The 14,072-nt window shown below is 40.5% G+C and carries 13 protein-coding genes and 1 pseudogene; 2 read left to right on the top strand and 12 right to left on the bottom strand.

Annotated features, from left to right (window positions below; translation table 11 throughout):
• Positions 1-124 precede the first annotated feature (124 nt).
• Entirely contained in the window at positions 125-1,846 is a 1,722-nt protein-coding gene (locus tag G5B11_RS08105; protein ID WP_173727544.1) for an ABC-ATPase domain-containing protein, read from the top strand.
• Between the two features lie 453 nt (positions 1,847-2,299).
• Here G5B11_RS08105 and G5B11_RS08100 read toward each other — a convergent pair whose 3' ends face one another.
• From G5B11_RS08100 to G5B11_RS08080, 5 genes are all read right to left on the bottom strand, one after another.
• On the bottom strand, positions 2,300-2,704 hold the full coding sequence (locus tag G5B11_RS08100) for a HEPN domain-containing protein (protein WP_158422194.1): 405 nt from the start codon (positions 2,702-2,704) through the stop codon (positions 2,300-2,302).
• Entirely contained in the window at positions 2,697-3,032 is a 336-nt protein-coding gene (locus tag G5B11_RS08095; protein ID WP_158422193.1) for a nucleotidyltransferase domain-containing protein, read from the bottom strand. The genes G5B11_RS08100 and G5B11_RS08095 overlap by 8 nt, the downstream gene beginning before the upstream one ends.
• A gap of 295 nt (positions 3,033-3,327) precedes the next feature.
• Entirely contained in the window at positions 3,328-4,278 is a 951-nt protein-coding gene (locus G5B11_RS08090; protein WP_173727542.1) for a hypothetical protein, read from the bottom strand.
• Between the two features lie 52 nt (positions 4,279-4,330).
• Positions 4,331-4,654 (bottom strand): hypothetical protein, encoded by a 324-nt coding sequence (locus tag G5B11_RS08085; protein ID WP_173727540.1) that lies wholly within the window; start codon positions 4,652-4,654, stop codon positions 4,331-4,333.
• 277 nt (positions 4,655-4,931) lie between these two features.
• Positions 4,932-5,657 (bottom strand): histidine phosphatase family protein, encoded by a 726-nt coding sequence (locus G5B11_RS08080; protein WP_158422191.1) that lies wholly within the window; start codon positions 5,655-5,657, stop codon positions 4,932-4,934.
• 226 nt (positions 5,658-5,883) lie between these two features.
• On the opposite strand from G5B11_RS08080, the gene G5B11_RS08075 reads away from it, so the two are divergent.
• A complete protein-coding gene (locus G5B11_RS08075) occupies positions 5,884-6,489 on the top strand; it encodes an outer membrane protein assembly factor BamB family protein (RefSeq protein WP_158422190.1) in 606 nt (201 codons plus the stop codon).
• A 120-nt stretch (positions 6,490-6,609) separates the two neighbouring features.
• Here the strand turns inward: G5B11_RS08075 and G5B11_RS19420 are convergent, their stop codons facing one another.
• The 7 genes and pseudogenes from G5B11_RS19420 to G5B11_RS08040 form a co-directional block, all read right to left on the bottom strand.
• Positions 6,610-8,433, bottom strand: coding sequence for a leucine-rich repeat domain-containing protein (locus G5B11_RS19420; RefSeq protein WP_173727538.1), 1,824 nt, complete (start codon positions 8,431-8,433; stop codon positions 6,610-6,612).
• 124 nt (positions 8,434-8,557) lie between these two features.
• Complete coding sequence (locus G5B11_RS08065; protein ID WP_173727536.1) at positions 8,558-9,082, bottom strand: hypothetical protein; 525 nt, start codon at positions 9,080-9,082, stop codon at positions 8,558-8,560.
• Between the two features lie 80 nt (positions 9,083-9,162).
• Positions 9,163-10,014 (bottom strand): hypothetical protein, encoded by an 852-nt coding sequence (locus tag G5B11_RS08060; protein ID WP_173727534.1) that lies wholly within the window; start codon positions 10,012-10,014, stop codon positions 9,163-9,165.
• Between the two features lie 84 nt (positions 10,015-10,098).
• Positions 10,099-10,725 (bottom strand): DNA-binding response regulator, encoded by a 627-nt coding sequence (locus G5B11_RS08055; RefSeq protein WP_158422186.1) that lies wholly within the window; start codon positions 10,723-10,725, stop codon positions 10,099-10,101.
• On the bottom strand, positions 10,673-12,013 hold the full coding sequence (locus G5B11_RS08050) for an ATP-binding protein (RefSeq protein ID WP_244092945.1): 1,341 nt from the start codon (positions 12,011-12,013) through the stop codon (positions 10,673-10,675). The genes G5B11_RS08055 and G5B11_RS08050 overlap by 53 nt, the downstream gene beginning before the upstream one ends.
• Positions 12,010-13,677 (bottom strand): histidine kinase N-terminal 7TM domain-containing protein, encoded by a 1,668-nt coding sequence (locus G5B11_RS08045; RefSeq protein WP_173727530.1) that lies wholly within the window; start codon positions 13,675-13,677, stop codon positions 12,010-12,012. The genes G5B11_RS08050 and G5B11_RS08045 overlap by 4 nt, the downstream gene beginning before the upstream one ends.
• Before the next feature lie 195 nt (positions 13,678-13,872).
• A pseudogene (locus G5B11_RS08040) lies at positions 13,873-14,072 on the bottom strand (SPFH domain-containing protein); the annotation flags it as partial.

Raw genomic sequence — 14,072 nt, 5'->3', positions numbered from 1 at the left:
TTTCCACTGAATTATGTCAGTATGATAAAACACCTATCTCTGAACAAATCCTTTTTTATTTAATACAGTTGTGATACAGTAATCATAAGAACCCAGGATCAAAAGATCAAAAGGAGGAAATATTATGCAATCAGCGGCTCAACTCCAGGAACTTCTTCGTTCCATTAACCGAAAAAGCTATCCTGCTTATAAATCAACAAAAGGAACTTATCAATTTAAAAACTATATCCTGTCCATCGACCATGTACAAGGCGATCCATTCGCCTCTCCCTCTCACGTAAGCATCCGGATCCGCCACACAGACAGCCGTATTCCTGCAGAATATTATCAGGATACCCTTACCAAAATTACTCTTGCAGACTTCCTTACCAGACAGTTTGAGCGCCAGGTCAGCCAATATACCTTCCGTGCAAAAGGCTCCGGAAAAAGCGGCCTGATCCTTGTTACGCACTGTGGACAGGAGGTTCTTTCCCGCACTGCCTGTCAGATTACAGATCAGGAGATTGTGGTTCGTTTTTTCATTGGCTTTCCGGCAAACGGCCGTACAATCAATTCAGCAGAGCTTGAAAAAATACTCTTTGAATTCCTGCCGGTATGCGTTCAGAAATCCTTTTTTTACAGAAACCTTAACAGCAAAGAGCTGGAAAAACATATCCATACAGCCCAGGATCAGGAATATATCCGCCAGCAGCTTCCAGTCCGCCACTTATGTGCTTTTGTTGCTGACAATGCCATTCTTCCCCGAGAAAGTGGAATTTCATCAAAACCAATGAAGAATTGTGTGCCTTTTGCTTCTCCGGAAAGTCTTCGCATTACCATGGCTCTTCCTCATCACGGAACCATCACAGGCATGGGTATTCCCTGGGGCATTACCTTGATCGTGGGCGGTGGATACCATGGCAAATCCACGCTTCTAAATGCGCTGGAGCTAGGAGTCTATAATCATATTCCAGGGGATGGCCGTGAATATGTGATCACAGATATCTCCGCACAAAAACTCCGTTCCGAAGACGGTCGTTTTATAAAAGATGTGGATATTTCCATGTTCATCAATGATCTTCCCAATAAAAAAGACACCCGCAATTTCTGTACTGAGGATGCCAGTGGCAGCACCTCCCAGGCTGCTGCCATTATTGAGGGTATACAGTCTGGCAGCCGCTTATTCCTTCTGGATGAAGATACTTCTGCTACTAATTTTATGGTTCGAGATGCTTTTATGCAAAAAGTGATCCTTAGAGAAAAGGAGCCAATCACCCCGTTTTTGGAACGTGCTGTGGACCTTTATACCAAAGCTGGGATTTCCACTATTCTTGTTGCAGGAAGCTCCGGTGCTTTTTTCCACATTGCAGATACAGTTATCCAGATGGACAACTATATTCCGGTGGATATCACCGCCAAAGTCAAAAAGCTTTGCCGGGATTTTCCTCTTCCTGCTTCGGACACACCAGCCTTTGTACTGCCACAGAATCATCGGATTATGACGAAAACCCCCACTGCAAAAACACACAAAGATTATTATGGAAACACCAGAAATCAGCCTGAACGGCTGAAAGTCAAAAATCACGGATGTGACGGATTTTCCCTTGGCAAACAGGAAATAGACCTGCGTTATATTGAACAGCTGATCGACAGTGAGCAAACCGCCTCTCTTGGTCTGCTTCTAAAATATGCAGCAGAACATTTGATAGATGGTAAACGGACAATTGATGAGATTATTGCTTTCCTTGCTTCCCATCTGGAAAAAGAAGGACTTGCGTTCTTCTTTGACGGCTATACCTCTTGTGGCTATGCCATCCCCAGGATCCAGGAAATCTACTCCTGCTTTAACCGCTGCCGCAGACCCTGAGTTTCATACAAACTGATATATCAGCTGGGAGATGGCTCCCACCTCTATAGGGTGGTGAGCAACAAGTTGATATCAGTGATGGGAGTCAATCCCCCAGCTGATACAGCCTCCGGCAGGATTGCAGAGGTGCGCAGGAGAAGTATGTCATGCAATTGCATGACGCGCACCTCGCAGCAAGAATGCCGAGGCATTCTTGAATCAGCATATACAAAACCACCACCCTATAACTGTTCTTGTATATAAGGTGGTGGTTTATGTTTTTGTTTTACATTTTTCTAGGGAAAGGAAAGAGTTTGTCTTAAGAGTTCTTTCTCTTAAGATGTATATATCATACAATACAAATGTGAGAAAACTTTGTCCTATTTCTAATAAATCTATAAAATTTATAAAAAAACTGGTAGCAATTATAAACATGCCACCCCCATTGCAAACACCAGATTATATCCAGTAACCTTAGTATTGAATGTTTTTCCTGTCCAAATACTTCTTTACCTCAGCAATGATAAGTTCTGCAGCTGCATACTGTTCTTCAGCATCTGTAGAGGACGCAATATAAAAATCGTCATAATCACTAGTTTCACGTTCTTGTTTTAATCTTCCCAGTTTTTTTCCAATCTCTCTTGGAAAAATATCTGTTGCAACATATGTCTTATTAAAATGTGCAACAGCATCTTTATGTCTCTTAAAATCTATCTCTTCTAAAGCCAACACCGCCTTCACCGCATAAAAGGCAGCATAATAGCTACGGTTTATTGAATCCTTATAATGCTGGCTTTCCAGACATAATGCAGATACACCCAACGTCTCAATTGCGCTTCTCATGCGATATATACACAAATCTATTTTCTTTTCACTCACTAACTACTATCCCCTCATCCCTCACGTTTCGATAAAAAGGTAACGTATCTACCCAATATTCATACTGTTCTTCATTTTTGATAACTGGAGATATTTCAATCCCTGTGTTCATCTCTACCTCAAAAGCAAGATCATAAATATCGTTTTTAACAGTCCGAATTTCTTCATCAGTCATTTTTACCAGTATCATAATATCTACGTCAGAATTATCTCGATAATCGCCTCTGGCGTACGAACCATATACAATAACCTTTGTCAGTTTTTCTCCCAGCAAACGCTTCACTTCCCGTGAAAAATTATATATAATGCTGCTTACATTTTCCGGCATACAATCACTTCCTTCATCAGACATTCATGTTCCTTATATATTGCCATAAGAATTCCTATGATTCCCATAATTCTAAGTCCATCTGCACTGATACATTTCTTACTTTTGCTTCATCCATCAGCAGTAAATCCTCTTTTAATTCATCCGTGAAAACGATTGCTTCACTCGCTCCCCTGGTCAAGACCAGTTGCTCTCTTCAACAGCTTACTCCTTTTTTATATTATAGCTAATATCCTCCCTTTCTACAACTGCAACATTGAAAAAGGGAGTTTCAAACGTTTCAGTCATTATAGTTTTACTCTTTCTTAATATACATTTCCATATATTTATTTTCATCAACTAATGTATAATTCTTTTTTAAGTAGGTTTTTATCTGTGTATCATACTTGGACGTTTGAAAAATCTTTTTTTTCTTATAATCCCTATACTTGATCACTACGATCTCGTTTCTGCCGCTTAATATGGATTCTGCCTGACTGTCAATGGGTTCCGGAAATTTACTATAACTGATGGATGGAATGTAAAAATATTTTTCCTGGGGAATAACACCAAAACTATTATAAATAACTGCATTATTATTCACAGCCAATACGGCTTTTTTATTACTGTACTTTTGTTTATACAGTGTGGAAAATTCATTCACAGGTTGTGCATATCGCTGCATTTGCGTGTAGGAGTAAGAATGCAGCTTAGATGGATAACTGACCATTAGCGTCAACAGCAATATTAGCGGGATTGCTGCACATTGCAGCTTTTTGGAAAATACTTTTGAAAATATCCTGGAAGCAGCAAATATGACCGGCAGAAGAAAAGGAACAAAATATTCATAATAATGTCCGTAATTTCTTCCGGAAAGGGCAACCGAATACAGTGAAATTAATAAGCAGGCTGTATATAATACCTTGAATTTCAATATATATCCGGAAAAAATAACCAAGCATAAAGAAATCATGGACAGGTAAACCACCCAGGATGTCTTTACAGATGTAAATAGTGAAAGAATCCGGAATTTTCCACTATCGGCATATGCCAGATTAAACAAAATAGACTGTTGAAACATATCTTTTAAGCTATGGGTGTACGCTCCATAAAGAAGCATTGGGCTAAACCCAAGAATCAAGCCAAGCATCCCGGATAAAATATTAGCCCTCGCATTCTTAAACTTACGGTTCGCAAACAGTCCCCATAGTATTAGGACAGCAATGGGAACCCACATAGCTGCAAGATTCGCACGCAGACCCAGCATAACAGCCACACAGACACCGTGAATCAGCATATATACTGGAGGATGTTTAGTTTCATGGCTTAAATAATACTTTACAACAAAATAGATGGAAATGAGCTGAAAAGTCACCCCATATGTTTCCATGCTGATATGTAATGAAATTAAAAAGGAAAAACAGCATAAAGCTCATCGTCAGATTGATCCTCAACAGATCATCATTGATCAGCATGACAATTATGTAAATCAGATACACATTTGCCAGCATAAACAAACATTCTATTACAAAGAGCCCGACTGTATTGTTGGGACTGATCAGCGCTCCAAGACAGTTAAAAAAATAAATATACCAGCCCTTATGGTCAAACAAATCTCTGTAAGGAACTTTTCCATCAGCCATAGCACGCCCCATTGTATAAAAGACGGAACTGTCTACGTCCATATATTTCAAAAACGGAGAGGAACCAGCTAAAAAAACATAATACCAATCGTTACCGGTATCCAAAAAAGCAGCCTTTTACAGCCAGTATTTGAACGTGAAATTACATTATCCAAATTATCTGCCTCCTTCAGCAAAATATTAATTACATATCATTCTGGTACTTGATATTCGCCAACTTTTTTCTGCATTCCCCCAGCATATAAAGCCTTGGTAAAAAAAAGTATAATTCCACTTGTCAGTGCCGTGTATCATCTTCAAACGTTTCACAAAAACGGACAGCAAAAGACGGTTCTTCATTACCGGCATACAGGTGGGAAATATCCCCCATATAGTTCATACGGAAAGCACCGATTCCCTTTTTACGCTCTTCAGAAATCAAAAGCGTTACAGCTGAAGGCAGCACGCAGGTGTTATGCCATAGAATCATAGGTGATACTCCCAACAAATGGCTTAAAAGGACGCATTCCAATCCAAAATGACAGAAAAGGACTACCAGGTCGTGATTTGCTTTTACCACCCGATAAAAATGACCTTCTCTTTTATAACCATATCCTTCCATAAACTGATCAAATTTCTGGATGACCTGATCATATTTCTCCTTTACCCCATATTTCTGCATATATTCATTTTCAAGCCATTGGTCATAATGGAAAAAGCGTTCGTCAGCCATCCAATCCTGAGGCAGCCAGTCCCAGGTCACTGTATCTTTTTCCGGATAATTCGGTTTACGCATAGGTGCATCAAATTCATGCAGCCAGGGCAGCACTTTTGCCTGCCGCCCCATTTTCTTTAATGTAAAGGACGCCGTATCCTGTGCCCTTCCCAGTGGTGAAACATAAAAATCCTTTATATCCAGCTTGCTCAGTCTCTTTGCAAGCAATTCTGCTTCTCGCCATCCCTTCGGTGTCAGTGAATCTATGGAGTAATCCGGCTCTCCATGCCGCACGATCATTAATTTCATTTTCAAATTCCTTTCTGTATTCCATTACTCATTCTGTAGAATAAAATACCAAAAATCCTATGAAAACTCAAGACAGGAAGCAATCTTCCGTAACTGAACTGCTTACATTTTTATTCTCAATATGGTATGATAATAATATCAAAAGATGTGCAGCGATTACAAGGATGAGCTTATAATATTATGCCCAATCCTAAACCACTCATTTATCAGAAAGGAGCATGTGTATATGAAAAAGAAAATCCAACCAATCCTTTTAATGTCACTATTGTTTTTGTTCTCCATACTGATCATATCTGTTCCAGCTCAGGCTGCCGGTCCAGAAGCTACAACTGTTAAGTTCAAAACCTCTTATACAAATTCCAAAGAACGCATGATCGTAAGGGGGCTGGACGCAAATAAGCAAGCGGTCTGGAAATATGTTACAAAGAAATACACGGCTACAGAGCTTCCTAAAACCAAATGTATCATCCGCAAGGATAAGGTTTATATTTTTGATAATTCCAAAATCGTTGTCCTTAGAAAAAAAGACGGCAAAAAATTATGGACGGTAAAAAAAGTCAGTCCGGCAGGACATCTTTGCAAATTTGACAAAAATGGCAACCTGTATGTAACAGGCTACTATGATCAAACTGTTTACAAAGTATCTAAAAAGGGCAAGATTCTCTGGAAAACAAACATATCCAAAACCGGTAATTACTGGCCTTATAAAATAACCGTTTCCCGAAATAAGATAACCATTCTGTATGAATGCAGTCCTGATGATTATTCATCTGATAAAACACACAAAATTGTTTTTAATTCAAAAAATGGTAAAATCATAAAATATTCATAAGTTAACGATCATGAAATGAATCACAAAAACAGCGACAGAGCCTTGTCGCTGTTTTTGATGAATCCCATCAGTTCAATGATCAACTTACTGTTCTTTTTACTGTTCTTTTTACTGTTCTTTTTATTCTTCTTTTTCCATCTTTGGACTGGCATCAAAACAGTCGTCCGGTATTTTCGTCAGACTTTCCGGCATATCTACCTGCTCCAGATTCTCACAGAAAGAAGCAAACATGGATGGTAATTCCGTTATACCCTCACCCAATGTGATCTTTTTAATTTTTGAACCGGAAAACGTTCCGTAACCTTCAAAAACACATTCTTCTCCAAATACCGCTTCCTCAAATCCTGAACTGTTAAAGCAGCAGCTTCCTATTTTTGAACCCTTTCCTATGTGAATATATCCTCCGGCACCTGCGCCATCAAAAACTGAATCTGCAAGAAAATGATTCTTTAATGACAGATCCACATCTCTCAAGGCTGTACAGTTTCTAAATGCAGAGTTCTGAAGTTGCATGACTCGATTTCCAAAAACCACAGTTTCCAGACTGGTACAGCCCGAAAAAGCATACGGACCGATCCATGTCAGAGAATCCGGAAGTATTACTTTCTTCAGACTGGTACACCCCTCGAAAGCAGAGTCATCAATCGAGAGCATTCCAGCCGGACATTCAACGGAAGTAATCTTTGTATTGTCCTTAAATGCCACTGCCGCAACACCCTTCATGTCAGTACCATCGATACTGGAAGGTAAGACAAGATCTGTTTCTTCTCCCGTATAACCGCTTACCTTCACCCCATTATTCTTTTCATACCCTGTACCACTCTTCTGTCCCTTTTCAGGATTTTCAAGCAATTCCTGATCGATCTCCAGACTTTCCAATAATGTTTTCATTTCTTCTCTGTCCAGGAATTTCCAAAGCTCTTCTTCAGAGCAGTCAGGAATACTCACAAGTATCAACAAACTCTTCCGGTCAGTCAGGTTCTTATGCAGGGTTATGTGCGAATCCTGCTTATTGCATGCCACGTAATAATGACTGTCACCTACGTCTATTTCTTTTATGGCTCCGTCTGCTCTTGATTCTGCCTGTGCCTTTGCGTCTGGAGCTGAGATAGTCTGAATATTCAGGAGGCCCTCATAAGCACAATGGATCTTTCCACCTACAAAGAAATCGTCTAATTCTCTGCCCTGCCATCGAGTCGGCATTTTCACTGTAATTCCTTTGGAAGTTACTTCTTCATACTGGATTCCTTCCTGGAATTTGATTCCATTCAGTACCGTCTGTATCAGTTCATCTTCCATCACTGTATATATGTCATCAAAACGTTCCGTGGTTTTTACCTCAATCTGCAGGCCATCCCATGGTCCTATATAATGATCCTCATATTTGAGAATTGCAGCATACTCTCCTGTGCCCAGATATATTACGGTCTGATCTGGTCCGTTTTTAGATTCATCCAGATTGGAACTAAATACAATTGCATTCATACCGCAGATATTGGTTTCTTCGGTTTTGACCTGCTTTGCGCCTTCTTCCCGGTATTTCTGTGCAGATTCTATACTCAAAATACAATTAGAAATCTGCCCTGCTGTTATAGGCTCAATTGTCATCGTCCATTTCCCGTTTGGATCTGTAAATTCCAGTTGGCCTTCCTGCTCTATTGGTTCTTCCGCTTCATAGGGCAGAGTAATCGTAAGATTTCCTTCTGCATAATCATACTCTTTATACTCTGGAATCGGTGTAGGTGTCGCTGTCGGTGCTGGTGTGGCCGTTGGTTCTGGCGTCACTGTCGGTTCCGGTGCTTTTGTGGGTGCTGGTGTCTCTGTAGGGGCTGGTGCCTCTGTGGGTGCAGCCGCTTCTTTGGATTCTTCCTTCTCTCCACATGCACACAAAAGAAACATACACAAAAATACAGCCGTAAGCATTATTCTTTTTAAGCTTTTCACATCTATTCTCCTTTCCAAATCTTTCATAGTACAGCATTCTGCAAATAGCTGTACTAAATGATGTCGTCGGCAGGTGATATGTCTGTAAGCTACACAGTCTTTTACTCCCTTTTCAAACCTTATGTCATGGGGTGAGGCGCTGTCCGCAGTATTCACAATTGCTCAGACGGCCTTTTATGACCTGATTCTTCGCACCGCAGCTGGAACAGGTAACTGTAATATAAATCTTCTCATTCACACGTCGGTTTGGTGCAGTAATCAATATATAATCCCCTTCTCTGTCTATCTGGATATTCCGAATATATCCTCTGGCAATATATTTTTCCAGTTTTTTTACTGCACCTTTTCCCATCTCCTTCTCATACTTTTCAAATGAGAGCGTACTCTGCGCATAAGATTCAAACCAGCAGGCAATTTCACTGGCTTGTTTCTTCTTTCGTATTTTCTGAATTTCCCTGAAAGTAGGATACAGAAACAACAATCCCAGTAATATCTCTGTTGCTGCCATTCCCAATCGTCTTTCACCAATATACTTTTCTGAGGCGCCAATAGCACCCAGGGACAAAAGTATACATAAGCCACAAAGAACCCATTTTATTTTCCCCAGAACTCCTGCTTTTTTATTTTTTTCTGTCAAAAAATCACTCATGTCTGTTTCCTCTTTCTCTGGTTAATCAAATGCAATGATATATTGGTGAATCTTCTGTCTGTCCCTGCGAAATACCTTTATCAGCCTGCTCCCAGCAGAAGCCATGCGTCGCCTGTCGCATCATAGTAATAAACCACATTGTCTCCTACTGCATAATAATTTTCTTTTGTAAAATGATCCTCATGATCTGTTCCAAGTACAAATACCGGACAATTTCTTCCTTCAATGTATTCCTCTGTACCTGTATACCACAATGACATACCAAGCCCCAGATAGTAACGCACCTCGTCAGTTTGTGAAAGCACTTCCCGGGCAATATTTATATCCAATGATGAATCATCCTCCGAGTGATACTCCTCCCAATCATGATATATGGAAAAATCATAACAGTAAGCTTCTGTGGCAAGATGCCCATCCTTTAGTGATACCATAGGATGGTATTGCACACTCATATTCTGCTTCTGCACTGAAACCATCACATTGGAATGGATCTCACTCATATTGCATCGCAATATAATGATTTCGTCCTCCTGCCCTATATAATATGGGGCGTTCAGGTCATCCAGATATTCCCCGTCTTCCGTAATCTGAGTCGGATAAACACTGATCTTACAATCGCATCCCGGAACAATAGCATAAATTTCATATCCCCCTGCATCAACAACTGTCCCCTCCTGTAAGAAAGGATAAGCCGCTGCCACTTCTTCCATTTTAGTATATTCAAGTATATCTGACGCTTCTGCAGTTTCATAGGTATATCCAAGAAATGCCATTCCCACCTGACATTCATTTTCCCTGATGATATCCCTTAAAATTGCCAGATTCTCTTCTGCCCCAGGTATTTGGGCAGACACTTCTCTCACACATTTCCCATAAATACCAAAAGAAAGCAGTGCCGCACAAACACATACAACAACAGAAAATTTTTTCATGCTCGTATCTCCTTCCTGTCATAATATGTTTCTACATTCTGTGTGTTTTCATAACTGTTCTGTATCCTCACAGTTACGGATTTTCTATTTTAGTGTAGTCACAATCAATTTACTTTCCAGTGCAGCTGCTATCAGGTCTTCCTTGCAGCTATATCCTGCCTTGGCAATCATTTCCTGAAAATTCCATCTTACCCCAGAGGTGGAACATTCCATTTTCTTGGCAATCTCTGAATATGACATTCCATGAATATACAGGCGCAGCATCTCCAGCTGTCTTGGGCTGATATCTCCACTTGTGATCCAGTTAAGTTCCACCTTCGGCGTTACATCCGGAAATACACGCTCACCATTTAAAGTTCTGTAAATCACATTCCGTATTTCCTCTTCACCATGATCCTTATACCAAAGGCTGTCTGCACATCCGCTTTTGGCTCTTTCCAACACTTTGGGATCAATCAGGGAAGTAACAATCAAAACCTTTGTATGTGGATACTTTTCCCTGATCGTTTTGCCGGCACTTAATCCATCATGATTATGAAATGTCTGCACATCCATAAGCACAAGATCTATTGCCGAATAACCACAGATCTTTACAGCTTCACGGGCATCCGAAATCGTCTGGACATGTCGTAATTCCGAATCCTGCATAAGCATATATTCAAAATACTTCTGCATGATCTTCTGATCTTCTACTATCAGTACCCGTACCATCGAATCTCATCCTTTCTGTCATAGGCATTTTCAATACCAGGCAAAACTCAGGGGCAAAAGAAATCTGCATCATACATTTCTCTGATTCAACCGCTTTTCTCAGTGCTGACAAGCCACCGCCTTCTTCTGCATTTTGTTCAGGCGCATCTCCATCATTGGTGATCTGAATGTTGTATTCATCTGCGCATTTATCTATCTTCACAAAAACGATACTGCCATGGGCATGTCTGGCGCAGTTTGTCACACATTCACGAATTGCTCTGTCTGCCAGCAGCCTATATGCAGGATGCTGCGGAAAGCTTCCAATGATCTGAACGGAGATTCCAAGCTCTTCCGCATGTTTCACTGTGTCCTCATACAGCTCTTCCATATTTTCAACTGTTGAACCAGTAAGAATATAAACCTGGTGCTTCAATGTGGACAACTGTTTATCCATTTTATCCTGTTTTTCTTTTCTTTCCAATATTCTGCGTATTGACAGTAAGCTTCGTCCAAAATTATCGTGAACCTGCATTTTCAAAGCAAGAGTTTCCTGTTCTCTGATCTTATCTCCGATTTTTTCGTACATTTCCTCCAGCTTACGGTTCAGAATCGCCAATTCTTCATTGTTTGCCCTGATCTTTTCACTATTGTAGTATATTTCTGACACATTAACAGCTACTGTCTGCAGGTATCCTTCCCAATCCGGTTCCTGCAGATGATATTCCTGAAACATCCAAACAGAAGCATCCGGAAAATAAAATACATTGCTGTCGCTGCTCAACCTGAAAAAACCTTCGGAAACAGGCTCGCCATTCATTACTTTTCGCAAGGTTTCATAATCCTGCAGATAGGAACCTGTCATCATTCTGCACAATTCCTGCATCTTGGTATTACATAAAACAATCCTTCCCAGAGGATCTGAAAAGCACACTCCGCAGGGAACATCATCCACCGCTTCATTCACAGACCAGTATGATAAAGAATGCTGATATCTGCGTTTCTCCCTCCAGATCGCCGAGCAAAGATACAAAGTCAATACAATTACCACTGCAATTAAAATGCTGACCGGATACCTAAGCATAGGCTGATATGCGCTTTCTCCCAGGCAATACCTGTGGTCATTCATAAGAAAACCCATAAGAATAAAAGAAACTACAAAAACAGTCATTGCCGTTATGACTTTCTTTTTCCCGGACAAACCGGTGATTCTTGCCATCAGAAGGATCAATTCCAGAATCAGGCATATCTCAAGGAGAATCATCAGAAAATTCTGCATTACCATGCTGCATTCCCCAAAACTGGTCATCTGCTGCCTCCTTTTCTGAGTACGATACACCCAACAAACCATTCATTTTCATCTTCCTGCTGTACTTTTAATTCCGGTCTTTCTGACACTAAGTCACGCAGATCCGCTTCTGACACAATATGAACGGAAATTCGAAGATCCTCATCAATCTGCGATACACGGTAAAATATAGAATGCATAACATCAGATAACTGTTCCACAAGCCATTCAAAAGTATCATAGCATTTTAGTATATCATCTGCATTCAGCTGCACATCTCCGCTTTCAACGTAATAGGCAGCACGAATCTTGCATAGTTTTAAGCTATCACAGGATTCTGCAATGCTTTGTCTAAGATCTTCCATTGTAAGCAGATTTCCATCTGATGTGTGCTGTGTCAATACCAGATTCTTTCTCCGCTTCAAATACGTACCAACAACTACAATTTTACCAAGAATCCAATTATATCGATCCCTGGACTCTGTCTTTTCCAGTTCATCCATCAGCTGTGACAACAATTCCAGCTGGCCGGCGGTCTGACTCTGTATCATATTTAACAGCCGATTTTGTTCTTCAGCCTTTCTTCGCTCCGCTTCTTTCTGATAGTTTTTTTTCAACAGCCTGTTTCTGGCAGTCAGTTCTTCCTGCTGTTCCCGAATATCCTGATATTGATCCAGCAATACCGAAATATCTTCCGACCAAAACAGATGCCCTCCTCTTATGGGAATGTGATTGATCCGAATCCCCTGTTCCTGTACAAATGATCTGTTAACGATCATTGAACGCAATTCAGGCGAAAGCTGCGGAAAATCACCGGAATGATAATAACGCTGAAAAGAATGATCTGTGATCTCTGCATCCAATCCTCCGGAAGTCTGAAATAATTCAAAATAACGATTGTTCGTCTGTATCAGTCCGCATAAGATACAGCCCTGATAAATTGCTGCCATTAAAAGACAACATACTGCAGTCATATCCCCTGCAAAGGTTTGGATAAAAGGCAGTCGGAATATATTTCCTATGTTCCATCCCAGAAGCAGGATTCCCGGAATAATTGGCAGCCAGAACTGTTTCTTTCCCGGGATTCTGCTTTTTCTGATCAGTATGATTTCCATCCCAGTCAGGCAAATCAACATCCATCCCTGTATCACCATAAAAAGAATGCCATAACTGTAATCATTATCTGAAAACGGAGGCTGTTTTGCAAAATGAAACACCATCTGATGCAAATCATTTGTAAAAACACTTACGATCAATATTACCGCCACAGTCAACAGAATTTTGATTCTTCTCACTGTTCTTTCTTCATCCTTTTCACCAAAGAGCATGGCTGCTGCCAAACCCAAAGCCGGGATCAAAATCATTGGAATATAATACAGATACCAACAAACGTGTTCTCCAAGAGGGTCATAAAGAATATGAAATTTCACTGTCCTTACAAAAAACCAGAATACCATCAGACAGCCAATTGCAGTGAGGCATCTGCGCATTTTCTTATGTACTACATGTTTTTCCAGGTAAATCACCCAGGCACAGTAGATTCCCAGATAAATACAGTTGCGGCACTGGTCTGCAAGGTTTCTCATAAAAGCATTTTCCGGTCGTACCAGTCTGCAGATATAAGCCAGTAACACGCTAATCAAAATCACTCCACACGACAACATCTTTTTTTTATTGTATGTCATGAAAATTCCTCTCTCATTAATACTTTCTTGTACTAAGTATACTATAAAACCATGTACTGGCATATAGTTTTTAGAGAAATTGGTTATCTGTTCACACCGGGTAGGCTGGCAAGCATTAGAAACTCCCACAAAAACTTTTTATTCAACCAGATTCTATAAACAGGACGGCCTATCATAGCCCTTTTGTTTATATTTTTAAAATGGTCTCGGCAGACCACAGTATTCACAAAATCTTCCTGTATTCTCTGCGCCACACTGGCATTTCCACGAACTACCCTCCGGCTGCATTCCTCCATTCATGTTCATCCCGGACATTCCCGGCTGCATTCCTCCGTTCATATTCATCCCGGACATTCCCGGCTGCATTCCTCCGTTCATATTCATCCCGGACATTC

The sequence above is a fragment of the Blautia glucerasea genome (assembly GCF_013304385.1).
In the GTDB taxonomy this organism is placed as follows: Bacteria; Bacillota; Clostridia; order Lachnospirales; family Lachnospiraceae; genus Blautia_A; species Blautia_A ammoniilytica.
Note: the sequence above shows the minus strand (reverse complement) of the source record. Positions and strands in the feature narration are given on the sequence as shown.

What these genes read in the sequence shown, in the direction of transcription:
- G5B11_RS08105 (WP_173727544.1), top strand. Translation starts at nt 125, where the DNA reads ATGCAATCAGCGGCTCAACTCCAGGAACTTCTTCGTTCCATTAACCGA.
- G5B11_RS08095 (WP_158422193.1), bottom strand. Translation starts at nt 3,032, where the DNA reads ATGCCGGAAAATGTAAGCAGCATTATATATAATTTTTCACGGGAAGTG.
- G5B11_RS08090 (WP_173727542.1), bottom strand. Translation starts at nt 4,278, where the DNA reads ATGCTGGGTCTGCGTGCGAATCTTGCAGCTATGTGGGTTCCCATTGCT.
- G5B11_RS08085 (WP_173727540.1), bottom strand. Translation starts at nt 4,654, where the DNA reads ATGGCTGATGGAAAAGTTCCTTACAGAGATTTGTTTGACCATAAGGGC.
- G5B11_RS08080 (WP_158422191.1), bottom strand. Translation starts at nt 5,657, where the DNA reads ATGAAATTAATGATCGTGCGGCATGGAGAGCCGGATTACTCCATAGAT.
- G5B11_RS08075 (WP_158422190.1), top strand. Translation starts at nt 5,884, where the DNA reads ATGAAAAAGAAAATCCAACCAATCCTTTTAATGTCACTATTGTTTTTG.
- G5B11_RS08065 (WP_173727536.1), bottom strand. Translation starts at nt 9,082, where the DNA reads ATGAGTGATTTTTTGACAGAAAAAAATAAAAAAGCAGGAGTTCTGGGG.
- G5B11_RS08060 (WP_173727534.1), bottom strand. Translation starts at nt 10,014, where the DNA reads ATGAAAAAATTTTCTGTTGTTGTATGTGTTTGTGCGGCACTGCTTTCT.
- G5B11_RS08055 (WP_158422186.1), bottom strand. Translation starts at nt 10,725, where the DNA reads ATGGTACGGGTACTGATAGTAGAAGATCAGAAGATCATGCAGAAGTAT.
- G5B11_RS08050 (WP_244092945.1), bottom strand. Translation starts at nt 12,013, where the DNA reads ATGACCAGTTTTGGGGAATGCAGCATGGTAATGCAGAATTTTCTGATG.
- G5B11_RS08045 (WP_173727530.1), bottom strand. Translation starts at nt 13,677, where the DNA reads ATGACATACAATAAAAAAAAGATGTTGTCGTGTGGAGTGATTTTGATT.